Here is a 21,307-nt window from a genome sequence, read left to right as displayed (position 1 = left end):
CGGTTGGTGAGGAAGAGCAGGACCTCTGGCAACGTGCTCAGGCCTCCGGGGCACGACGTACCCGCCGCTGTGGTCGGCCGAGGGCTCCGCGGACAATCGCGGGGAGTAGCCGGAAATCCGTACCGATGCCCGAACTCCTCGCCTTCCACGCGGACACGGCCAGGCAACTCGGCTGATCACTCGTTCGTCACGCCGAACGGGACGTGCACGCACGGCACCGTCTGGATCAGGTGCCCGCGCTGGTCGTCGAAGAAGATGTGCGGCTTGAGCACGTCCAGGATCGGCGCCTTCTTCAACCCTCCCAGGAAGAACGCGTCGTTCACCGTGAGGCCCCACGCCTTGAGGCTGTTGATCGCGCGCTCGTGGGCCGGGGCGGAGCGCGCGGTCACCACCGAGACCCGGATGCGGTCCTCGGCCTGGCGCTGGATCCGGTTCACGCCCGCGAGGAAGTTCCGCAGCGGACCGGGATCCAGTGGTGTGACGACGTTCGTGGCCTCGTGCTGCTGGAACTGGTCGAGGCCGCCGCTCTGGTAGATCCGCTCGGACGTGTCGTCGGCGAGCACGCCGTCGAAGTCGAACGCGATCCGCAGCGCCGGATCGTCGTCGTCCCGGAACGACGACTTGAGCACCTGGCCGGCCGGCAGACCGGCGAGGGTCGCCTTGCGGACGTCGTTCTCGTTGGCGGACAGGAACAACGACATGTTCAAGGCCGGCATGAACTCGTGCGGTGCGCGGCCCTCGGTGAAGATCGCGCGGGTGATCCCGAGGCCGTGGTGGGCTGCCGACCTCAGGATGCGCAGGCCCGTGTCGGGGGAGTTGCGCGACAGCACGATCACCTCGACCAGTGGTGCCAGCGCGTTGAGGCTCAGCAGGCGGCGGAGGAACGGGAACGCGACGCCCGCGGCGAACGGTTCGTCCAGGTGCGTTTCCTGGTAGGCGCGGTAGGCCTGTTCGCCCTCGGCGTGGAAGACGGCGTCGGACGCGGTCAGGTCGAACAGAGCGCTCGACGCGACGCCTACGACCAGCAGGTTCTCCAGGCTGGGGGCCACATCACGTGATCGTAGCCGCCCGGTCCGCGCTTTTCTGGTACGGTCGTACTAATGTACTGGGTGGTACTGATCGCGTCCGGGGTGCTGGAGGCCGTGTGGGCCACGGCGCTCTCGGCGTCGAAGGGTTTCCGCAGGCCGTGGCCGGTGGTGGTGTTCGCCGTGTCGATGACGTTGAGCGTCGTCGGCCTCGCGTGGGCGATGCGCGGGATCCCGGTCGGCACGGCGTACGCGGTGTGGGTCGGCGTGGGGGCCGTGCTCACGGTGCTCGTCGCGGTGCTGCGCGGTGAGGAGAGGCTCGGGGTGGCCAAGGCGCTGCTGCTGGTCGCGTTGATCGGCTGCGTCGCGGGCCTGAAGGTGGTGAGCTGAATGCACTGGGCCGTGCTGATAGGCAGTGCCGTGCTCGAAGCGGTGTGGGCGACGGCGTTGTCCCAAGGGGCCTACGTGCTCTTCGTGGTCGCCGCGACGCTGAGCATGGTCGGGCTTTCCGTTGGCATGAAACGAATCCCGGTCGGGACCGCCTATGCCGTGTGGGTCGGCATCGGCGCGGCGCTGACGGTGACGTGGGCGATGATCACCGGCGAGGAAGCGGTCTCCGTCTGGAAGATCGTGTTCCTCACCGGGATCATCGCCTGCGTCATCGGGTTGAAGTTCCTGAGGTCAGGATCTTCAGGCGTTCAGCGTCCACCGCTGGTTCGCGGTGCCGGCGCAGTCCCAGAGCTGAAGCCTGGTTCCGTCGGCGGAGCTGTTGCCGGTGGCGTCGAGACAACGTCCTGACGCCACGTTGCGCAGCTGGCCGTTGGCCTCGGCCGTCCACTGCTGGTTGCCCGCACCCGTGCAGTCCCACAACTGGGTCACCGCGCCGTTGGCGGTGCCGGACGCGTCCAGGCACTTGCCCAGGGCGCGCAACGTGGCTCCGTTGCGAGTCCACTGCTGGGCGTTGGTGCCGTTGCAGGTGTAGAGCTGGATCGCGGTGCCGTTGGCGGAGTTCGCCGCGGCCACGTCCACGCACTTGCCGCCGATGCCGGTGAGGGTGCCACCGGTGGGCGGGTTCTGGGTGCCGCCGCCGGCGGTCTCCCAGATGGCGTTGAGCAGGCTGGTGCTGCCGGTCGTGTCCTGGGAGAGCTCCCAGTTCATGATGCCGCCCGCGTTGGCCAGCGCCCACTGGGTCTTGCGACGGATCGTCGGAAGACCGTTGTAGTAGTTGCCGTTGTAGCTGTCGCGGTTGGCGTTGGCCGGGTCCTGCGCGACGAGGTCGCGGTAGGAGATGTAGGTCGGCCGGCTGTAGAACGGCACACCGAGAACCGCCTTGCTCGCCGGGAGGCCGCGGTTCTTCCAGAAGTTGACCGACGCGATCGACCAGTCGTAGTTCGCGTGCGGGCTGCCGCCGTCGTAGGCCATGATGTTCAGCCAGTCGACGATGCCGAACACCGCGGGCTGCACGCCGTTCGCCGTGCCGCCCTCGCTCACGACCGCAGCGGTGAGCAGCTTGCCGCGGCTGTGCAGCTGGTCGCCCAGCTGCCGCATCAGCAGCGTGTAGTTGTCGCCCTCGACGCCCGGATCCGGGTACTCCCAGTCCATGTCGACGCCGTCGAGGTTGTACTGGCTGACCAGGTTGATCAGCGCGTTGACGAACGTCGTGCGGCCGTTGGCGCTGGCCGCGAGGATCTCGAAGTTGTCGTCGTTGCCGTTGTTCCAGCCACCGACGGCGATCGAGACCTTGACGCCGTTCTGGTGGCCGAGGCTCACCAGCTGCTGCAGCTTGCCGGGGTCGGGCACGCCCTGGAGCGTGCCGTTGGAGTTCGGCAGCACGAACGAGTAGTTGATGTGCGTCAGCTTGTTGTAGGGGAGCGTGCTGACGTTGCCGGACCACGACGGCATGTAGCCGACGCTCTTGAACCCGGCGGGATAGGCGGCCTGCGCGGCAGGCGCCATGACTGTCAAGGTCGCCGCGGCGGCGGCCAGCGCTAGGCCGGCGGCACCGAGGCGTGAGCGGAATGAACGCATTGCAGGGAGGCCTTCCACTTCGTCGAGCGCCCACCGCGACGTTAGTGGTCTAGACCGGTTGCGGGAAGATCAACTCGGTACCGGAACTGGTTCCGGTCGGCTTTCAGGCAATCACCGCAGGTAGGAGGCGCCGTTCACGTCGATGATCGTGCCGCTGGCCCACAACGCGCTCTCCGTGGTCAGCCACGCCACGGCCGCGGCGACCTCTTCCGGCTCGGCGACGCGGCCGAACGGGCTCTGCGCCCGGATCCGCTCGCCCTCCGGGCTCGCGAGGAGGTCGGTGACCATGTCGGTCCTGACGAAGCCCGGTGCGACGCCCGCGACCGCGATGCCCTGCGGGGCCAGCGACTGGGCGAGCGACTGGGTCATCGCGTGCAGACCCGCCTTCGCCGCGCCGTACGCCGGGGCGTCGGGCTCACCCCGGTAGGCACCCCGCGAGCCGACGTTGATGATGCGGCCGCCCCGGGGCATGTGCCGGACCGCGTGCCAGGCGAGGTCGGCCGGGCCGTACAGGTTGAGCTCGATCGTGCGGCGCCAGGCCTGCTGCCACTCCTCGAAGCTCGTGGTGGCGATGGGGTGGTGGAAGTAGATCCCCGCGTTGTTGACCAGGACGTCGAGACCGCCGAGCTTCTCGACGGTCTCGCTGACGATCTGCTCGGCCTGGTCCGCGCCCAGGTCGCCCTGGACGGTGACGTGGCCGTCGCCGGGAAGACCTGCTGCCACGGCCTGCGCCTCGTCCGCGCCGGAGCGGTAGTGGACGGCGACCTGATGGCCGCCCGTCGCGAGGGCGTGGGCGATGGCGGCGCCGATGCCGCGAGAGGCTCCGGTGACGAGTGCGCGTCGAGTCATGCCGCCATCATCCCTGGCTGTTGATCAGCCACTTGCCGTTCTGCTGCACGAACGTGAACGTCGGCGTCTCGGTCATGGCGACGTTCGCACCCTGCATGTACTGCAACGTCACAGTCACGGCGTTGTCGCCCTGTGGCACGAAGTTCGACAGCTGCACCGAGGTGTAGTTGCGCCAGAACGACTGGTAGCCGTCGTAGGTCAGCCCTCGCCCGGCCTTGAAGCTGTCGGTGAGCAGGGTCCAGCCGGTCTGCAGGTCGCCAGGGATGAGCGCGTAGTAAGCGGTGATCGCCTCCTGTGCGTTCTTCGGCCCGGCGGGCGGCTGCGGCTGGCCCTGGCTCGGTGTGCCGGCCGGAGGGGTCGTCTGGGAGTTCGCCGGTGGCGGGGTCTGGCTGTCCGTCGGCTGCTGCGGCTGGCTCTGGCTTGTCGTCGGCTGGTTCGACGGGGTGCCGGTCTGGCTGCTGGCCGGTGGCTGGGCGTTGTTCTGGTCGCCGTTGCCCTTGGGCCACAGCAGGAACGAGCCGACGCCCACGGCCAGCACGAGCAGGACGATCGCGATGGGGACCAGCGGGAACTTTCGACGGTTCTCGTCCTGGTCCGCCGGCGGTACCGGTGCCGGTGGGCCTGAGGCAGCGGTCGCCGCGCCTCCCGCCACGAGGGTCTGGCGGGCCGGGGTGGTGGGCTGCGCCGGGATGACGGGCGGGGCCGCCTGGGGCTCCGGGGTGGTCGGCTGGGGTTCCGGGGTGACGGGCGGTGCGGCTGCCGGTGTCTCCTGCGCCGCGGCCGGTTCGGCGTCCGCCGCGGCCGCGGCGGAAGGCTCGGGCGTTGCCTCAGGCTCGGGCTCGGGCTCGGGCTCGGGCGCGGGTTCCGGTTCGGGCTTGGCGGGTGGGGCCGTCAGCCCGGCCGCCTCCACGGCCGCGGCACCCGCGACCAGCCCCGCCGCGGCGGCCGCGGCCTCCTGCTTCGCCTTCTCCTCCGGCTGGGCCTCGATCGGGAGCTTGACCGTCGCCGGGATGACGGCGGTCGCCTCGGAGACCTGCGGCGTCTCGTTCACGACGGCGGCCAGCAGGTGGACCGCCTCCTGCATGGTCGGGCGGCGTGCGGGGTCGGTCGCGAGCAGCCGGAACAGCACGGGGGACAGCAGGGGGCCGGCGTTGGCCGGCGGCATGATCGAGCCGCTGGCGACGCGGTGCAGCATCACGAGGTTGTTGTCCGCGGTGCCGAACGGCGGGCCGCCCTCGACGGCGTTGTAGAGCGTGGCGCCCAGCGAGAAGACGTCGGAGGGGAGGCCTGCGTCCTCGCCGCGGGCCACCTCGGGGGAGAAGAAGGCCGGGGTGCCGACGGTGCCCGTCGCGGTTGCGGTGGCGTCCTCGCCGGTGGCACGGGAGATGCCGAAGTCCGTGATCTTGACTTCCTGGTCGCCGATCAGGACGTTGCCGGGCTTCACGTCGCGGTGCTGGATGCCGTGGCGGTGCGCGGCGGCCAGGGCGGCGGCGGTGTAGCACCCGATGCGGGCCACCTCGCGCGGTGGCAGCGTGCCCTGCTCGGCGATCACGGCCGCGAGGCTGCGCGAGGGGAGGTACTCCATGATCAGCCAGGGGCGGCCGTCCTCCTCCACGACGTCGTAGACGCGGATGGCGTTCGGGTGCTCCAGCCGGGCGGCGAGGCGGGCCTCGCGCATGGCCCTGACCTTCGCGCGCTCCACCCTGGCGTCGTCGAGACCGTCCAGCGCGAGCAACTCCTTGGCCGCGACAACGCGGTGTAGTTGCTCGTCGTAGGCCTGCCAGACGACTCCCATCGCCCCTTGGCCGACCTTCTGCTTCAACTGGTAGCGGCTTCCGATCAGCCTGCTGCTCTCCTCCACGCGGGTGCTCCCGTCCCCTCTGATCACTCACAAGTGTGACGGTTGCCGCGTTCGTCGTTGACCATAACCCCATTTGGGGGTATATATGGGGTTATGCCGAAAATCAACGTCTACCTCCCCGATGACCTCGCCGAATCCGTGAAAGACATGAACATTCCCGTCTCGGCGATCTGTCAAAGAGCCCTCGAAGGCTCGGTCAAGCGGATCATGGCGATCCGGGCGCTCACCGTCGAAGACCTCGGACGCGACAAGTTCCCCCACTTCACCGACCGCGCGTGGAAGGTGCTCCAGATCGCCGCGGAGTGCTCCCAGGGCAGGAAGATCGGCACGTCCCACCTCCTGCACGGGATCGTCGGGGAGGGTGGGAACCTGGCTCTGGACGTGCTCCGCGCGATCGACATCACGCCGGACGGCCTCGCTTCCTCCATTCCCGCGGACGTGGGCGGGAAACCCGGATTCGCCGACGACGGCGCCGCCGCACTCGAACTCGCCGTCACCGAATCGATCGCGCTCGGGCACAACTACGTGGGCTGCGAACACCTGCTGCTCGGCATCGTGGCCGAACCGGACGGCAAGGGCGGCGAGGAACTGCGCGAGCTGGGCGCGGACATCAAGGGCACGCGCCGAGCCGTGCAGACCGCACTCGCGGGCATCGTCCACCTGAAGAAGCAGCAGCAGGCCGTCCCGGACGCGGCGAAGGTCCTGGAGATGATCATGGCCCGGCTGGCCCGGCTGGAACAGCACGCGGGTATCGGCTGACGAGCTCGGCGCCGATGCGCGCCAGGTGTTCCTCCACCTCCGGCGACTCCACGGTGATCAGGCCGCCCCACCCGGCCACGTTGCGGGCGATGTCGAGCGGCCGCGGCGCCGTCAGCTCCACCTTCGTGTGCTCACCCTGCTCATCGAGGACCGTGCAGTGGCGTCCGTGCTGGTGCTGGAAGACGCCCAGGAACCGCGTGGGCACGAGCACGGTCGCCGACGTCTGCGACCGTCTCGCCTCCACCGTCGTGACGACCTCGTCCCATGCGCCGGCGAGCTCGAAATCGGCGGGGCGGGAGGACGGGGTGCCGGTGAGGGAGACGTCCACGACGCGATCGAGCCGGAACGTGCGCCGCCCGTCGCTGGTCCCGGCGATGAAGTACCAGGTGCCGTCCTTGTCGACGAGTCCCCACGGGTCGACCTCGCGCTCTTTCGGCGCCTCGCCCCGCTTCTGGTAGGTCAGGCGCACCCGCACCTGTTTGACGACGGCCTGCTGCAGCGTGCCGGCCAGGGCCGGCCTGTCCTCGGTGTCCTCGCCCCACGCCGCCGTGTCGACGATCGTCGCGTCCGCGGCGGCCTCGGCCTCGGCGCGGAACGTCTGCGGCAGCGCGCGGACCAGCTTGCGCAGGGCCGACTTGATCTCCGGTGCGACGGACGCGGCCGGTCCGGCGACCAGGAACAACGCCTGGGCCTCCGCCGAGGTCAGGCCGCTCAGGTCCGTGCGGGCGCCGCCGACCAGCGACCAGCCCCCGCCTCTCCCCGGCTGGGGGTACACGGGTACCCCCGCCGCGGACAGCGCCTCGAGGTCGCGCCTCGCGGTGGCGTTGGAGACTTCGAGCTCTTCGGCCAGCTCGGCGGCGGTCACCCGGCCGCGGGCCTGCATCAGCAGCAAAGTGGCGACTAGACGGTCTGCGCGCATGTCTCCAGATTTCCGCTAAAAGTGCTCATTGGATGAGCACTTTACGGCGGAAGCTGAGAACACAACCGAACGAGAGCCACCTGGAGGCAGTTGTGTTGCGAGGCATGTCGACCGTGTCCTACTTCGCCGACGACCTGACCGAGGCCCGCGACTGGTACGCGTCGTTCCTCGGCGTCGACGCGTACTTCGAGCGGAGCACCCCGGACGGCGTGCTCGCCTACGTCGAGTTCCGCATCGGCGACTACCAGGCCGAACTGGGCATCGTGCACCGCCGCTTCGAGGTCACGCCGTCCGACGGACCGGCGGGCCAGATCCTCTACTGGGCGGTCGACGACCTCGACGGGACGCTGGCGAGGTTGCTGGAACTGGGCGCCAAGCTCCACGACGAACCCCGTGTGCGCGGCGAGGGGTTCGTGACGGCGTCGGTGGTCGACCCGTTCGGCAACATCCTCGGGGTCATGACCAACACCCACTACCTGGCGATCGCCGAGCGGAACCAGGCCGGCCGCAGCGACGGATGACGCGGGCACCCGGAGTTGCGGGCGACGCGGTCCGTCGTCGGCATATCCTCCGGTGATGACGACGCGGCTCGCCATCACCGGACATCGTGGGCTCACCGCGGAACTGGAGGCCGAGATCGACCGGATGATCCGTGCCGCGGTGGCGGAGAACGGCTCCGTGATCGGAGTGTCGTGCCTCGCGGACGGCGCGGACGCCGTGTTCGCGCAGGCCGTGCTGGACGCGGGCGGGGCACTGGTCGCGGTGCTGCCGGCGGCGCGGTACCGCGAGACGTTGCCCGAGGCCTACCGGTCCGTCTACGACAGCTTGCTCGCGCAGGCGGGCAAGGTCGTGCAGCTGGAGCACGTCACGCCGGACCCGCACGCCTACATGGAGGCGGGCAAGCGGATGGTCGACGAGTCCGACGCCTTGCTCGCGGTGTGGGACGGGCTGCCGGGACGCGGCCCCGGCGGAACGGCCGACGTGGTGGCCTACGCGCGGTCGAGGGGCGTGCCGGTCACGGTGCTGTGGCCCGAGGGCGCCGTCCGCTGAGCGTCTTCGCCAGCAGCACGCGGACCAGCACCGCCGGGCTGAGCAGGGCCACCGGGTGGCAGGCCAGCTGCGAGACGCGGACGTACGCGCGGTAGACCCGCCGGTTGCCGGGGATCGCCCCGAGCACGCGGCCGGAGTACCACCGCAGCAGGCGCGCCCGCAGCGGGAGTGTCCTGGTGCCCCGCCCGAGATCGGCGGTCGTCGCGAACGTCCACGGGAACCTGGCGGCCCTGGCGACCGCGCGCTGGAACACCAGCGGCTCGCCAGCCAGGTCGTGCTCCCGCAACAGCGCACGCAGGTCCGCGCAGTTCAGGGCGGTGACCGTCAGGCCGTGTCCGTGCACGGGATCGAGCGAGACCACGGCGTCGCCGAGCGCGAGCAGGCCACGTGGCCAGTCCGGGACCTGGTGGAAGCGGTTCCAGCGGTTGCGCGGGTTGCCGGCGCGGTGGATCGCCGACGCCGGGGTGGCCGTTTTGACGATCTCCGCGATGTCCTGGCACCGCAGACTCGTGGCGTGGTCGAGGAAACCGTCGTCGTCCGCCGGCGCGGTGTCGCCGTCCGCGCCGAACAGCGTCACGAGCCAGCGTGAACCATCCACGGAGGACACCGCGCCGCCGCGTGTCGTGCCGGGCACGTGGGTGATCTCGCAGGCGTTCTTCCAGCCGAGGTCCAGGTCCCGGTTCACCTCGTAGAGGCGCGAGGAGCAGGCGAGGTGGCCGTGGACGATCCTCGGCGCGGGACAGTGCACGCCGAGTTCCGCGAGCCACGACACCAGCTTGCTGTCGCGGCCCGACGCGTCCACCACGAGGTCCGCGTAGTCGGTGAACGGGCGGTCGCCGCGCCTGCCGTGCACTCCGGTGACCGTGCCCCGGTCGTGCAGCAGGCCGTCGATCGTCAGACCGTCCACAAGGGACACGTTCGCGAGCCGCAGCACCCGGCGCCGGATGATCCGGTCGAGCGTCACGCGTGTCACCGACAGCACGCTCAGGCCCAGGTGATCGCGCGGTGCCGGGCCGGCCGGGAAGTGGTGCAGGCAGTCGCTGCCCAGGTCCGCGCGGACGGCTCCCGCGTTCTCCAGCTCCCTGCCGATCCTCGGGAAGAGCGCTTCCAGCGCCTCCGCTCCGCGCGCCGGCAGCGGGTGCGGGTGGTGGGCACGGGGAATGCCGGCGCGGTGGCCGGCGTCGGTGGTGAGCGTGTCCCGTTCGACCAGCACGACGTCGCCGTACGACTCGGACAACACCCTCGCCGCCAGCAGCCCCGCGAAGCCGGCGCCGATGACGAGAGCGCGGTCGGAGTACATGGCGGTCATGCTGGCAGAGCGCCCCTCCCGGGGGACCCGCCAAGAGTCCTGTGTTCGCGCCACCGGTCAGGACAGCTTCGCGACCAGCTCCGCCCGGCTGCGCACCCCGAACTTGGTGAAGAGCGACTTGAGGTGGTCCTGCACGGTGTAGGGCGAGATGGCCAGCCGCACCGCGATCCCGGACGTCGGCTGCCCGGCCAGCATCTCGTGGCAGACGTCCTCCTCGCGGCTGGTGACGCCGTGCGCCTTGAGCAGCAGTCCCAGCAGGTCCGCGCCCGACGCCCGGCTGATCGTCACGGCCGTCCCGCCGTCGCCCACGAGTTCGCTCGCTTCGAGCAGGATCCAGCCGCCGTGCGCGTCGCGGAGCCTCGCCTTGAACGTCCCCGAACGTGCTCCGGCCGCCGCGGCCCGCAGCATCACCGCGAACCGTCCGGGCGCGACGTCCTCCAGTTCGTCGCGCCACCGCGCGGTGGACGCGGTCGAGGCCCGGATCGTGCCGTCACCGGCGACCACGACGATGGCCGGAGCGCCGGTCCGGCGGGCCGAAGTGCGCGCCGCGACCTGGGTGGCGGCTCCCAGAGCGGGTGCCACCCACGTCATGAACTCCAGTTCGCGGTCGGTGAAGTCCTTGGTGCGCACCATTCCCGCCCCGCCCCAGCAGGTGTCGCCGGCGCGGAACAACGACCGCAGCTCGTGACTGAGACCGAGTGGCCGCCAGACCTCGTTCAGCCGTGCCGACCGCTTGTCCTCGAGCCTCGCCACCGTGTCGCCGCGCTGCGCCAGCGACGCGAAGGTGTGCGGTTCGCCGGGCGTGTACTCGCAGGTCGCGAGCACCGGCTCGTACTGCTGCGGGATGCGGTTGACGCCGCTGGTCATGGTGCTGAAGACGCCCGAGTCCGGGGCCATCGACGCCCAGCAGGTGAGGTCGCACGGGACCACCCGGTCGACCAGGGCGATGGCCGCCTCGTGCAGTCGCGCGACGTCGAGCCCCGCGCTCGCCAGTGCCGTGACGTCGCGTCGCACGCCGAGCGCCCGACCCTCCCACATGGTTGGCAGTATGCGCCCGCCTCCGGCGGTCCGGGATCCCAGTTTTCCGGGATACCTCCGCTCGCCCGGCGCGCGGAGGCTTCGGCGCATGATGACCACCACAGGCGAGGGCGACGTGCTCACCGTGCCCGACGCGACGATCACGGTCCGGATCCCGGCGAAGTCCACGGGCGGCGCCTACGAGTTGTTCGAGGTGGACGCGCCACGGGGAGAGGCCGCGCCGCCGCACCGCACGCCGTGGCCGAAGGCCTACTACGTCCTGCACGGACGCATGGCGGTGTTCCTCGACGGCGAGCTGTTCGACCTGTCTCCCGGTGATGCCATCACGATCCCGCCCAACGCGTCCCACACGTTCACCGTGCACACGCCGTCCGTGCAGTTCCTGGCGTTCGCCGTGGGAGAGGTCATGGGTGCGTTCTTCCGCGACCTGTCCGAGAACGGGATGGAGGCGTTGGGCCGCCACGGGGTGACGCTGTGAGCGTCGTCGCGCAGATCGCCGCCGCGGTCGCCGCCCTGGTGCACCTCGTGGTGTGGGTGTGCGAGGCGTTCCTGATCGGGTGCGTCCACCAGTCGATGTTCGGGCAGCCCGCGCGGGACGTGCCGGCGATCCGGCTGTGGGCGTTCGGGGTGGGGTTCTACAACCTGTTCCTGGCGTGCGGCCTGATCGCCGGGCTGATCGCGGTGCACGGCGGGCAGGAGCTGGTCGGGCGCACGCTGGTCTTCTACGTCTCGTGGTTCATGCTGGCGGGCAGCGTCGTGCTGGCGGTGGCCGATCAGCTGGCGCTGAGCCGCCCGCGCAACCAGGCGTGGGGAGGCGTTGCGGCGGAAGGGATTCCGCCGCTGGTAGTGTTGCTGTTCGCTTAGGAGCCTGGGGGCGCATTCCTTGAAGAAGATCGAGCTACCCGACGGCGCTGTGATCACCGGGCGCGGCCTGCGTGACGGGAAGAACGTGGAGCCACACCCGCAGTACGGGGTGTACCTGCAGCCGAAGCCGGTCGACGTGCCGTGGCCGCACGACTGGATCGACTGGCCGGACTTCCGCCTTCCGCGTGACCACGACGCCGCGATCAGGCTGATCCGCTCCCTGCACGCCAGGGCGCTCTCCGGCGAGCAGGTCGAGGTGGCGTGCAGCGGCGGCATCGGCCGGACCGGCACGGTGATCTCGTGCCTGGCCGTGCTCGCCGGAGTCCCGGCGGCCGAGGCCGTGGCGTGGACGCGCGCGAACTACCACCGGCGTGCCGTCGAGACGCCGTGGCAGAAGCGGTGGGTCAGGAACTTTCCCGCGTAGGAACTCCGCGGTCTAGGAATCGAGCTCGACCGCGGAGCGCTTGTGCACCAGCTCGACGATCTCCGGTGGCACCGAGTCGCCGGCCGCGAGCAGCCGGGGCAGCAACGCGGGCTCCGTGGTCAGGGCGCGGAAGAACAGCTCGACCGTGACGTCGTGGGCGGGCCGGTGCACGACGGTGATCTCGTCGCCCGGCCCGATCAGGCCTTCCTCGAGCACGCGGAAGTACGCACCGGGCCGGGCCTGCTGGGTGAACCGCTTCACCCAGCCGCGCTGCCCGAGGAACTCGGCGAACGTACGGCACGGGATGCGCGACCCGGTGACCTCCAGCAGCGCCGAGCCGATCCGCCAGTGCTCGCCGACCAGCGCGGTCGTGTGGTCGATGCCCTGCGTGGTCAGGTTCTCGCCGAACTGGCCGTTGTGCAGCGGGACGTCCAGCTCGGACTGCCACCAGTCGAGGTCCTCGCGCGCGTAGCCGTAGACGGCCTGGTACTCGCCGCCGTGCACGGTCCGGTCGGCGATCGAGTCACCGGCGACGCCGCTGCCCGCCGACCCCTTGGGGCCCTGCGGGCTGACCCGCAGCGGCCCGTCGACCGGGCGTTTGTCGATGCCGGTGGCGCCCGCGCGGGCGTAGTCGACCGGGATCGCCCTGCGGGCGACGTTCAGCGAGAGCACGACAGGCATGGGCACGAGACTATTGGCCGACCGCCTTGGCGGCGATCGAATTGACGTAGTCCTCGTACTTGCCGACCTTGTAGGTGATCAGGTCCATGCACTCCTGCAGCTGCACCATCTGCTGCTGGACGCGTTCCTGGTGTTCTTTCAGGATGTCCAGGCGCTGCAGTTCGTTGCCGTCGCCCTGGCGGACCAGTTCGGTGTAGCGGCGGATCTCCGGCACCGGCATCCCGGACATGCGCAGCATGATGCACATGCGCAGCCAGTCGATGTCCTGCTGCGTGTACACCCGGCGGCCTCCCGGACCTCTTTGGACCTGGCGCGCGAGGATGCCCTCCTTCTCGTAGAACCGCAGCGCGTGCACGCTCAGCCCGGTGCGTTCGGCCACCTGCCCGATGCTCAACCCCATGTCGTCGAGCATAGGCTTGACCTGGAGTCGGCTCTACTTCGTAGGTTCGCGCCATGAACATGCGCTATCGCGTTCTCGGGGGAACCGGCATCGAGGTCAGTCACCACTGCCTCGGGGCCATGATGTTCGGCTCCGTTGCCAACAACGACCACGAAGAGGGCGTGCGGATCATCCACCGCGCCCTCGACGCGGGCATCAACTTCGTCGACACCGCCGACATGTACTCGGCCGGGGAGTCCGAGGAGATCGTCGGGAAGGCGCTGAAGGACCGTCGCGACGACGTCGTGCTGGCCACGAAGGTGCACTTCCCGCTGGGGGAGGGGCGCAACCGCAGCGGCAACTCGCGGCGCCACGTCGTGCGGGCCGTCGAGGACAGCCTGCGGCGGCTCGACACCGACTGGATCGACGTCTACCAGGTGCACCGGCCGGACTACCGGACCGACGTCGAGGAGACGCTGTCCGTGCTGACGGATCTGGTGCGGCAGGGCAAGATCCGGGCGTTCGGGTGCTCGACGTTCCCGGCCGAGGAGATCGTCGAGGCGCACCACGTGGCGCTGAACCGGGGGCTGATGCGGTTCCGGACCGAGCAGCCGCCGTACTCGATGCTGGCGCGCGGGATCGAACGGTCGGTGCTGCCGACCGCCCAGCGCCTCGGGATGGGCGTGCTGGTGTGGAGCCCGCTCGCCAGCGGGTTCCTGTCGGGCAGGCACCGGCGGGGCGCGTCGGCCGAGGCGTTCCGGGCGACGCTGACCCCGGAGCGGTTCGACGAGTCGCTGCCGGGCAACGCGGCGAAGTTCGAGGCCGTGGAGCAGTTCGCGAAGCTCGCCGACGAGATGGGGGTGTCGTTGCCGGCGCTCGCGATCGCGTTCACGACGACGCATCCGGCGGTGACGTCGGCGATCATCGGGCCGCGCACGATGGAGCAGCTGGAGTCGTTGCTGGAGGGCGCTTCGCTGGTGCTCTCCGACGACGTGCTGGACCGGATCGACGAGATCGTGCCGCCCGGTGTGGACACCTACGACGTGCACGGGTTCTGGAAGCCGGCGTCGCTGCTGGAGGTCCACCAGCGACGCCGGCCGCTCGATCAGCGGTAGTGGTGCGCGGCCCGGCGACGTTCCGAGCCGCACCACCAGCTCACCACTGCTGGGTGCTCAGGCCGGTGCCCAGGTAGATCTGGTCGTGCCCGTTGCCGTCGTTGTCGTCGGTGTAGACGACGGTGACGCGGCCCCACGGGTCGACGCCCACGGCGGGCTCGTCCTGCCTGCCGGTGGCGTTCGAGACCGTGAGCTGCCGTTCGGGACGACCCGTGGTGGTCCCGTCGGGGTTGTAGACACTGGTGTGGACGTCCTGGGCCTCCGTCGTGGTCACCGCGACGCCGAGCTGGTCGTCGATGCCGATCTGCGGGTCGGTGCCGGTGGTCTGCGCCACGGCACCGCGTGAGGTCCCGGCCGCCGTGAACGACTGCGTGCGGACGCCGGACTGCTCCCAGGCGACGGCGAAGTCGCCGTTGAAGTTCGCCGCCACGGCGGGGCGCTTTCCCTGCCCCGTCGTGGTCTGCGCCTGCTTCACGCCACCGGCCGGGGTGACGATCTTGCGGGCGACGTTCGCGTCCGCCTCCCACACCACGATCGCGTTGCCGGCCGCACCCATCGCGACCTGGGGTTTGGCGTGGGTGCCGCCGACGTTGTTGACCTGCGCCTCGTAGGACTTGGAGCTGATCGACGCGAACACGCTCACCCGCACGGTGGGTGCGGCGGTGCCCTGCTTGTCCTCCCACGTGACCGCGAAGCCGCCGCTGTCGGGATCCGCCGCGACGCTGGGGAAGTACTGCTGGCCGTCGGCGCTCGCGTTGGCAGTGCCGGAACCCGACACGGTTCCGGACGCGCTGACGGAGCGGACGGCGATGTTGTAGTAGCCGTTGCCGTCGGGGTCCTCCGACCAGACGACGACGGCACTGCCGTCCTCGCGCACCGACACGTCCGGCTGCCAGTGGCGCCAGGTGCCGGTGCCGCCGGTGGAGAGCTTCTTCTCGTAGACCGACGTTCCCTCTTTGTAGAGGCGGATCCAGACGTCGGAGTGGACCGGGTCCTCGGGGGCGGTGGTGTCGCGGTCGTCCTCCCAGACGACGGCGGTGTAGCCGTTGCGGGAGGCCGAGACGGACGCGTTGTCCTGGTCGCCGGTCGACTCGCTGTTGACCGTGGACCACGTCATCGGAACCGGGGCGAGCAGCAGGCTCGCGAGCAGCAGTGTCTTCACGGCGCCTGCAATCCGGGGTTGGTGGACTCGACGACGTAGCTGCCGACCGTCTTGACCGGGTAGTCGCGGACGGTGACCTTGTCGACGGCGCGGAAGTCGACGCGCATCTCGGCCGAGGTGGTGCGGGTCTTGACGTAACCGCGCAGGTTCTTGAAGTACTTCACGTGCGGGTTCAGCGTCGGGTTGAGGCTGTTGTCGGCCGCGTTGCCGTCACCGCCGGACGTGATGGAGGTGGTGACGAGCTCGGTGCCGATGATCCGGTTCTGGGTCCCGTAGTTCTGCATGAGGTTCGCGCCCCAGCTGCGGTGCACGTCGCCGGTGAGCACGACCGTGCCCTTGTTGCCGTTGGTGTCCCAGGCGTTCTGGATCCGGGTGCGGTTGGCGGTGTAGCCGTCCCACGAGTCCATGCTCTTGGACCCGTCCGCGGCGGCGAGCCGCTGCGCGAAGAACACCTGCTGGCCCAGGAAGTCCCACGTGCCGAGCTTCTGGCGCAGGCCGTCGATCAGCCACGTCTCCTGCGAGGTGCCGGTGAGCGAGCGTGCCGGGTCGTCGGCGGCGGGACAGACCTTCGTGCCGTCGCCGCACGCCTGGTCGTTGCGGTACTGGCGGGTGTCGAGCATGTGGAACGTGGCGAGGCTGCCCCAGCGGACCCTGCGGTGCAGCAGCATGTTCTCCGCGGTCGGCGCCTGGGCGCTGCGCAGCGGCATGTGCTCGTAGTAGGCCTTGTAGGCGGCCGCGCGGCGTGCCGTGAAGTCACCGGCCGGGCTGCTGTCGTTGCGGACGAGGTCGGCGTAGTTGTTCTCGACCTCGTGGTCGTCCCAGACGACGAGCCAGGGCGCCGTGGCGTGCGCGGCCTGCAGGTCCGGGTCGGTCTTGTACTGGGCGTGGCGGACGCGGTAGTTCGCGAGCGTGCTGATCTCGGTGGCGGGCGCGAACTGGCGGACCTTCGTGGTGGTGGCGCCGCCTTCGTAGATGTAGTCGCCGAGGTGCAGGATCAGGTCGGGGTGTTCCTCGGCCATCCGGCGGTAGGCCGTGAAGTAGCCCTCCTCGTAGTGCGAGCAGGAGGCGAAGAGCATGGTCAGTTCGGGTTGCGTGCCGACCGCCGGTGCGGTGAGGGCGCGGCCGGCGGGGGAGATGTGGCCGCCGGTGCGGAAGCGGTACCAGTACTCACGTCCCGGCTCCAGGCCGGTCAGGGTGACGTGCACGGAGTGAGCGCTTGCCTGGGTGGTGGTGAACGTGCCGGTGCGGACGATGGCGGTGAAGCGCTCGTCGGTGGCGACCTGCCAGTCGACGGCGGTGTTGGTGTTGGGCATTCCGCCGAGACCGTCGGCGTTCAGCGGGTTCGGGGCGAGGCGGGTCCAGATCACGAACCCGTCGGCTGCCGGTTCGCCGGATGCGACTCCCAGGGTGAAGGGATAGCTGATGGCGTTCGCGGGGGCGGAGGACGCCAATCCGATGCTGGCCGCGGCGCTCGCTCCCGCGAGGCCGCCCACGATGAAGGTGCGTCTCCGTAACGTGGTCATGACCCGCAGGCTTACCGAACGCGGGTAAAGGCGCGCCTAATTGTGTGCGGCTTCAGAGTGGTTTCCCACCAACCAAGAGCAGCGCGGTCGTCGGTGTGGATGTCGAACGCGTCGGCGAGCAGCTCGGCGGCGCTGAGCGGGAGGCCGGTGTCGCGGACGGCGCGGTAGAGCAGGGCGACGTGGTCGCGGGACCAGTTTTCGAGGCACAGGCCGGGTAATCGTTCGGCTTCGCAGCACGGGTGGGCGCACACGACGATGTCGAACCACTCGTCGTCGTGGTCGTGGAAGGCGACCGTGACGCCGAACCGGTCGGGGTGCAGTGCGGTGACCTTGCTGTGGCGGGTCTCGTAGTGCAGGTCGTGGGGAAGCGCCGCGAGCCGTCTGGCCGCGTGGCGGTCCGGACCGGTGATCGGGACGGGCTCGCAGGGGACGCCGTGGTCCAGCAGGACCACCTCCCACCTGCTGCGGGCGAGCCTGAGCGCGGTGGCGAGACCGGCGATCCCCGCGCCGACGACGAGTGCTGTGCCGGTGAACGCTGTGGCCATGGCCAGCCCCTTCCCCCTAGGATTGAGGCTAGCGAACGTTCAGAAATTTCTGAAGACAGGGTGACTGTGACGGGCGAGACAGAGCGCAGGGAGGCCGCCGAGCACCTGGCGCTCACGCTGGTCGGCGCCGGGATGCAGCGGATGGGGGCGCGGGCTCTGGCGGCGTTCCTGTTCGCCGAGAAGGACACGCTGACCGCCGGCGATCTGGCCGAGGAACTGGGTGTGAGCGCGGGCTCGGTGTCCGGCGCGATCAAGATGGTCGCGCAGATGGGCCTGATCGAGCGGATCCACGTCGCGGGCAGCCGGCGTGAGCACTTCCGGATGCGCGACAACGCCTGGACGACGCTCTACTCGCGGCAGCACTCCGTGGTCGACGACGTGCTGCGTGCCGTGGAGAAGGGGGTCGACGCGGTCGGGCCCGGTCGCGCGCACGACCGGCTCGAGTACATGCGGGACTTCTACACGTTCCTGCTCAACGAGGCGCCGATGCTGGTGGAGCGCTTCGAGCGGCAGCGTCGTGGAGAACCCCGTTCATGATCAGGTCGAGCATCCGCTTCGCCTGATCCTGGTCGCCGTTCTGGGCGACGCCGATCAGCAGCGCCATCAGGTCCATGGGCTCGGTGCGCGCGTTCAGCGGGGTCAGCAGGGTCTTGACGGCCTCGGTCATCTTCGCGCGGCTGTGCTCGAACGGGTTCAGGCCCAGTGCGATCACGGCCTGCAGCGCGTCCTTGAGGTCGCGTTTCGTCGCGGCGTAGGCGATGAAGCGGTCCATCCACTCCCTCAGCGCCGCCGCGGGCTCGTGGGTCTCGAGCAGTTCGGGCGCGGCGTCGCAGAGCTTTTCCAGCTCGGTGCGGTAGACGGCCTCGATCAGCGCCTCGCGGGTGGGGAAGTGGCGGTAGAGCGTGCCGATCCCGACGCCCGCCTTCTTGGCGATGGCGCCGAGCGTCACGTCCTTCTCGTGGGTGAACGCGTCGAGCGCCACCTCGATCAGCAGCCCTCGGTTGCGGACCGCGTCTGCACGCACTTCATCACTCCCATGGGGCACGCCACTTGCTAAACGGAGGGTCCTCCGCTTAGTGTGGAACTCGAACCGGAGGCACCTCCGTTTCAGTGTACGACACAGGTTGGGGAAGTCAGATGAGTGAGCGCATCACCACCCCGTTCGGTTTCGGGAGCACGGCTCTCGAGGTCGTCGAGGGCGTCGACCTCTCGGGCCGTCGCGCCGTGGTCACCGGTGGGGCGTCGGGCATCGGCGTCGAGACCGTGCGGGCGCTGGCCGCCGCGGGAGCCGAGGTCACCATCGCGGCGCGCGACGTCGAGGCGGGCCGCGAGGTCGCCGCCGACGTCTCCGCCACCACGGGCAACAGCAGCGTCCTGGTCGCTCCTCTGGAGCTGACCTCGCAGGAGTCGGTCAAGGCCTTCGCCGCGGCGTGGGACGGGCCGCTGCACCTGCTGATCAACAACGCGGGCGTGATGGCCACCCCGCTGACGCGCACGCCGGAGGGCTGGGAGCTCCAGTTCGCCACGAACCACTTCGGCCACTTCACGCTGACGCTCGGCCTGTTCGACGCGCTGCGCGCCGAGGGCGCCCGCGTGGTCAACGTCAGCTCGGCAGGCCACCTGAGCAGCCCGGTGGTGTTCGAGGACATCCACTTCGAGCGCCGCGAGTACGACCGCTGGCAGGCCTACGGCCAGTCCAAGACCGCCAACGTGCTGTTCGGCGTGGAGGCGGGCCGCCGCTGGTCGGGCGACGGCATCACGATGAACGCGCTGATGCCCGGCGGCATCCTGACGGCGCTGCAGCGCCACATCTCGCAGGAGGAGCTGCAGGAGCGCATCAGGCTGCGCGGCGGCGGCGACAACCCGCTCCGGCTCAAGACGCCGGAGCAGGGCGCGGCCACCACGCTGGTGCTCGCCGTGTCCCCCTTGGTGGAGGGCCGTTCGGGCCTCTACTTCGAAGACTGCAACGAGGCACTTCCGCACGCCGAGGGCACGACCAACGGCCTGGCCGCCTACGCGGCCGACCCCGAGGCCGCTGCTCAGCTGTGGAAGGTCTCCGAGGAAACGCTGAAGGTGCAGGCATGATCACCACAGGATTCGGCTTCGGCACGACGGCCCTGGACGTGGCGGCCACCGCCGACCTGGCCGGCCGCCGGGCCATCGTCACCGGCGGCGCCTCGGGCATCGGCGTGGAAACCGTCCGGGCCCTGGCCACGGCCGGCGCCGAGGTGACGATCGCGGCCCGCGACATCGACGCGGCCCAGCGCGTGGCGGCCTCCCTGTCCAGGTCCACCGGCAACAAGCACATCTCGGTGGCCCACCTGGACTTGGCTTCGCAGTCCTCCGTGAAGGCCTTCGCCCGCACCTGGGACGGGCCGCTGCACCTGCTGATCAACAACGCGGGTGTCATGGCCACCCCGCTGACGCGCACGCCGGAGGGCTGGGAGCTCCAGTTCGCCACGAACCACTTCGGCCACTTCACCCTGACCCTGGGCCTCTTCAACTCCCTGCGAGCCGAGGGCGCCCGAGTGGTGAACGTCAGCTCCTCCGCCCACCTGATGAGCGAGGTCGTGTTCGACGACATCCACTACGCCCGCCGCGAGTACGACCGCTGGCAGGCCTACGGCCAGTCCAAGACCGCGAACATCCTCTTCGGCGTAGAGGCCGGCCCCCGCTGGGCGAACGAGGGCATCACCATGAACGCCCTGATGCCCGGCAGCATCGCCACCAACCTCCAGCGCCACCTCACCACGGAGGAGCTGCAGGAGCGCATCCGCCTCAGCGGCGCAGCGGCCACCCGCCGCGTCAAGACGCCGGAACAGGGCGCCGCGACCACCCTCGTGGTGGCCACGACCCCGCTGCTGGACGGCATCTCGGGCAGGTACTTCGAGGACTGCAACGAGGCCGAGCCGGTCTCGGGCGGCTCGCACATGCGCGGCGTGGCCCCGTACGCCCAGGACCAGGAGGCGGCAGCCCGCCTGTGGAGGGTCTCCGAGGAGATCCTCTGGTCGCTCAAGGCGGCCTGAGTCTGTGGCGAACTCCAGGTCGCCGCGGTCGAGGTGAGTGCTGGTCGAGCCTGTGACCGGGTGAGGCGCTATCGGGACGTCTCACCCGAGGGCAGGTCGTCGACCAGGCGGAAGAGGTTGCGCGTCGGGTGCACGTCGACCAGGAAGCTCTCCCCGACTTCGACGATCTTCTCACCGTGGACGAGGTGGCTCGTGGTGAACGGCGGCCGGCCCGGCACGGTGACCAGCATCCGGACCCTGGTGCAGCGGTCCTCGCCGCACCACACGCGCTCGGCGGATGTGACCTGACCCAGGACGCGCACGCCGGCCGTGTCCAGCTCACGCCACACCCGCCGGTCCCGCGCGGTGCCGACGACGGCGATGGTCGTGACGACCACGGTGACAGCGGTCAGGACGAGGCCGGTCACGACGACGGCCAGCTTGTCTTCGTCGGGGGCGTACCCGCCCAAGCCGGCCGCCAGGGCCACGGGGCCGGCGCTCATGACCGCGAGCCCGAGCGCGGTCCAGAACGGTTGCTCGAAGAAGGCCGGCGGGCGACTCACCGGGCCTTCGGCCTCAGGTGTTCCCACGCTCGTCATGACATGACCCGCCTGCCGCTGGGCGAAAGGTCGGAAGCACCCCGTAAGCGTCCTGACACGAAGGAAATATAGCCGGGGCCAAGCCTCCGAGGTGACCGCATCGGCGCGGTAGAGGTCTGGACCATTTCGTGCTTCAATGACAGTGGGTCGCCGCCTGTAAGCGAAAGGTGAG

Annotated in this window: 26 protein-coding genes; 12 read left to right on the top strand and 14 right to left on the bottom strand. The window is 70.1% G+C overall.

What is annotated here, in order from left to right:
• Positions 1-176: 176 nt before the first annotated feature.
• Positions 177-1,049, bottom strand: a complete 873-nt coding sequence (locus tag SK571_RS33475) for a 5'-nucleotidase (protein ID WP_319988105.1) — start codon at positions 1,047-1,049, stop codon at positions 177-179.
• Between the two features lie 51 nt (positions 1,050-1,100).
• Here SK571_RS33475 and SK571_RS33470 point away from each other — a divergent pair, with 51 nt between their 5' ends.
• On the top strand, positions 1,101-1,415 hold the full coding sequence (locus tag SK571_RS33470) for a DMT family transporter (protein WP_319988104.1): 315 nt from the start codon (positions 1,101-1,103) through the stop codon (positions 1,413-1,415).
• Complete coding sequence (locus SK571_RS33465) at positions 1,416-1,823, top strand: DMT family transporter (RefSeq protein ID WP_319988103.1); 408 nt, start codon at positions 1,416-1,418, stop codon at positions 1,821-1,823.
• Here SK571_RS33465 and SK571_RS33460 read toward each other — a convergent pair.
• From SK571_RS33460 to SK571_RS33450, 3 genes are all read right to left on the bottom strand, one after another.
• Entirely contained in the window at positions 1,716-2,981 is a 1,266-nt protein-coding gene (locus SK571_RS33460; RefSeq protein ID WP_319988102.1) for a glycosyl hydrolase family 18 protein, read from the bottom strand. The two genes, SK571_RS33465 and SK571_RS33460, sit on opposite strands and share 108 nt — an antisense overlap.
• 183 nt (positions 2,982-3,164) lie before the next feature.
• Positions 3,165-3,902 carry an SDR family NAD(P)-dependent oxidoreductase gene (locus SK571_RS33455; RefSeq protein ID WP_319988101.1) on the bottom strand — a complete coding sequence of 246 codons (738 nt, stop codon included), beginning with the start codon at positions 3,900-3,902 and terminating at the stop codon, positions 3,165-3,167.
• Positions 3,903-3,909: 7 nt separating this feature from the next.
• The gene (locus SK571_RS33450) at positions 3,910-5,763 is read right to left on the bottom strand and encodes a serine/threonine protein kinase (protein ID WP_319988100.1); all 1,854 of its coding nucleotides are present in this window, start codon (positions 5,761-5,763) and stop codon (positions 3,910-3,912) included.
• Between the two features lie 147 nt (positions 5,764-5,910).
• Here SK571_RS33450 and SK571_RS33445 point away from each other — a divergent pair, with 147 nt between their 5' ends.
• Positions 5,911-6,522 (top strand): Clp protease N-terminal domain-containing protein, encoded by a 612-nt coding sequence (locus SK571_RS33445; protein WP_319988099.1) that lies wholly within the window; start codon positions 5,911-5,913, stop codon positions 6,520-6,522.
• Here the strand turns inward: SK571_RS33445 and SK571_RS33440 are convergent.
• Entirely contained in the window at positions 6,476-7,441 is a 966-nt protein-coding gene (locus tag SK571_RS33440) for a helix-turn-helix transcriptional regulator (protein ID WP_319988098.1), read from the bottom strand. The two genes, SK571_RS33445 and SK571_RS33440, sit on opposite strands and share 47 nt — an antisense overlap.
• A gap of 104 nt (positions 7,442-7,545) precedes the next feature.
• On the opposite strand from SK571_RS33440, the gene SK571_RS33435 reads away from it, so the two are divergent.
• Positions 7,546-7,962 carry a VOC family protein gene (locus tag SK571_RS33435; RefSeq protein WP_319988097.1) on the top strand — a complete coding sequence of 139 codons (417 nt, stop codon included), beginning with the start codon at positions 7,546-7,548 and terminating at the stop codon, positions 7,960-7,962.
• A gap of 55 nt (positions 7,963-8,017) precedes the next feature.
• The gene (locus tag SK571_RS33430) at positions 8,018-8,491 is read left to right on the top strand and encodes a hypothetical protein (RefSeq protein ID WP_319988096.1); all 474 of its coding nucleotides are present in this window, start codon (positions 8,018-8,020) and stop codon (positions 8,489-8,491) included.
• On the opposite strand, the gene SK571_RS33425 is transcribed toward SK571_RS33430, so the two are convergent.
• Both SK571_RS33425 and SK571_RS33420 read right to left on the bottom strand, forming a co-directional pair.
• Complete coding sequence (locus SK571_RS33425) at positions 8,457-9,791, bottom strand: FAD-dependent oxidoreductase (RefSeq protein ID WP_319988095.1); 1,335 nt, start codon at positions 9,789-9,791, stop codon at positions 8,457-8,459. The genes SK571_RS33430 and SK571_RS33425 overlap by 35 nt on opposite strands.
• Before the next feature lie 66 nt (positions 9,792-9,857).
• Complete coding sequence (locus SK571_RS33420) at positions 9,858-10,838, bottom strand: helix-turn-helix transcriptional regulator (protein WP_319988094.1); 981 nt, start codon at positions 10,836-10,838, stop codon at positions 9,858-9,860.
• An 88-nt stretch (positions 10,839-10,926) separates the two neighbouring features.
• Between SK571_RS33420 and SK571_RS33415 the strand changes: the two genes are divergently transcribed.
• From SK571_RS33415 to SK571_RS33405, 3 genes are read left to right on the top strand one after another with little or no spacing between them, the layout of a single operon-like run.
• Positions 10,927-11,316 (top strand): cupin domain-containing protein, encoded by a 390-nt coding sequence (locus SK571_RS33415; protein WP_319988093.1) that lies wholly within the window; start codon positions 10,927-10,929, stop codon positions 11,314-11,316.
• Positions 11,313-11,702, top strand: a complete 390-nt coding sequence (locus tag SK571_RS33410; protein ID WP_319988092.1) for a DUF1304 family protein — start codon at positions 11,313-11,315, stop codon at positions 11,700-11,702. Before SK571_RS33415 ends, SK571_RS33410 begins: the two co-directional genes overlap by 4 nt.
• A gap of 28 nt (positions 11,703-11,730) precedes the next feature.
• Complete coding sequence (locus tag SK571_RS33405; protein WP_319988178.1) at positions 11,731-12,126, top strand: protein-tyrosine phosphatase family protein; 396 nt, start codon at positions 11,731-11,733, stop codon at positions 12,124-12,126.
• A gap of 12 nt (positions 12,127-12,138) precedes the next feature.
• Here the strand turns inward: SK571_RS33405 and SK571_RS33400 are convergent, their stop codons facing one another.
• Both SK571_RS33400 and SK571_RS33395 read right to left on the bottom strand, forming a co-directional pair.
• Positions 12,139-12,807 carry an MOSC domain-containing protein gene (locus tag SK571_RS33400; protein ID WP_319988091.1) on the bottom strand — a complete coding sequence of 223 codons (669 nt, stop codon included), beginning with the start codon at positions 12,805-12,807 and terminating at the stop codon, positions 12,139-12,141.
• Between the two features lie 10 nt (positions 12,808-12,817).
• Positions 12,818-13,207, bottom strand: coding sequence for a MerR family transcriptional regulator (locus SK571_RS33395; RefSeq protein ID WP_319988090.1), 390 nt, complete (start codon positions 13,205-13,207; stop codon positions 12,818-12,820).
• 59 nt (positions 13,208-13,266) lie between these two features.
• Between SK571_RS33395 and SK571_RS33390 the strand changes: the two genes are divergently transcribed.
• Complete coding sequence (locus SK571_RS33390; protein WP_319988177.1) at positions 13,267-14,301, top strand: aldo/keto reductase; 1,035 nt, start codon at positions 13,267-13,269, stop codon at positions 14,299-14,301.
• A gap of 40 nt (positions 14,302-14,341) precedes the next feature.
• Here SK571_RS33390 and SK571_RS33385 read toward each other — a convergent pair whose 3' ends face one another.
• The 3 genes from SK571_RS33385 to SK571_RS33375 are packed head-to-tail and all read right to left on the bottom strand — an operon-like array spanning position 14,342 to position 17,531.
• Complete coding sequence (locus SK571_RS33385) at positions 14,342-15,463, bottom strand: hypothetical protein (protein WP_319988089.1); 1,122 nt, start codon at positions 15,461-15,463, stop codon at positions 14,342-14,344.
• Positions 15,460-16,986 carry an alkaline phosphatase D family protein gene (locus SK571_RS33380; RefSeq protein ID WP_319988088.1) on the bottom strand — a complete coding sequence of 509 codons (1,527 nt, stop codon included), beginning with the start codon at positions 16,984-16,986 and terminating at the stop codon, positions 15,460-15,462. Before SK571_RS33380 ends, SK571_RS33385 begins: the two co-directional genes overlap by 4 nt.
• 11 nt (positions 16,987-16,997) lie before the next feature.
• Positions 16,998-17,531, bottom strand: a complete 534-nt coding sequence (locus SK571_RS33375; RefSeq protein WP_319988087.1) for an FAD-dependent oxidoreductase — start codon at positions 17,529-17,531, stop codon at positions 16,998-17,000.
• A 66-nt stretch (positions 17,532-17,597) separates the two neighbouring features.
• Between SK571_RS33375 and SK571_RS33370 the strand changes: the two genes are divergently transcribed.
• Positions 17,598-18,068: a GbsR/MarR family transcriptional regulator gene (locus SK571_RS33370; protein ID WP_319988086.1), complete on the top strand. Its 471-nt coding sequence runs from the start codon at positions 17,598-17,600 to the stop codon at positions 18,066-18,068.
• Here the strand turns inward: SK571_RS33370 and SK571_RS33365 are convergent.
• Entirely contained in the window at positions 18,004-18,555 is a 552-nt protein-coding gene (locus tag SK571_RS33365; protein ID WP_319988085.1) for a TetR/AcrR family transcriptional regulator, read from the bottom strand. The genes SK571_RS33370 and SK571_RS33365 overlap by 65 nt on opposite strands.
• Before the next feature lie 113 nt (positions 18,556-18,668).
• On the opposite strand from SK571_RS33365, the gene SK571_RS33360 reads away from it, so the two are divergent.
• Positions 18,669-19,616 carry an SDR family NAD(P)-dependent oxidoreductase gene (locus tag SK571_RS33360; RefSeq protein WP_319988084.1) on the top strand — a complete coding sequence of 316 codons (948 nt, stop codon included), beginning with the start codon at positions 18,669-18,671 and terminating at the stop codon, positions 19,614-19,616.
• Positions 19,613-20,557: an SDR family NAD(P)-dependent oxidoreductase gene (locus SK571_RS33355; protein ID WP_319988083.1), complete on the top strand. Its 945-nt coding sequence runs from the start codon at positions 19,613-19,615 to the stop codon at positions 20,555-20,557. The genes SK571_RS33360 and SK571_RS33355 overlap by 4 nt, the downstream gene beginning before the upstream one ends.
• Positions 20,558-20,625: 68 nt before the next feature.
• On the opposite strand, the gene SK571_RS33350 is transcribed toward SK571_RS33355, so the two are convergent.
• Entirely contained in the window at positions 20,626-21,126 is a 501-nt protein-coding gene (locus tag SK571_RS33350) for a hypothetical protein (RefSeq protein ID WP_319988082.1), read from the bottom strand.
• Positions 21,127-21,307: the final 181 nt, after the last annotated feature.

Source organism: Lentzea kristufekii (genome assembly GCF_033949925.1).
Taxonomy (GTDB): Bacteria; Actinomycetota; Actinomycetes; order Mycobacteriales; family Pseudonocardiaceae; genus Lentzea; species Lentzea kristufekii.
The sequence above is the reverse complement of the archived record's forward strand: the minus strand, read 5'-3'. Positions and strand labels throughout refer to the sequence as shown.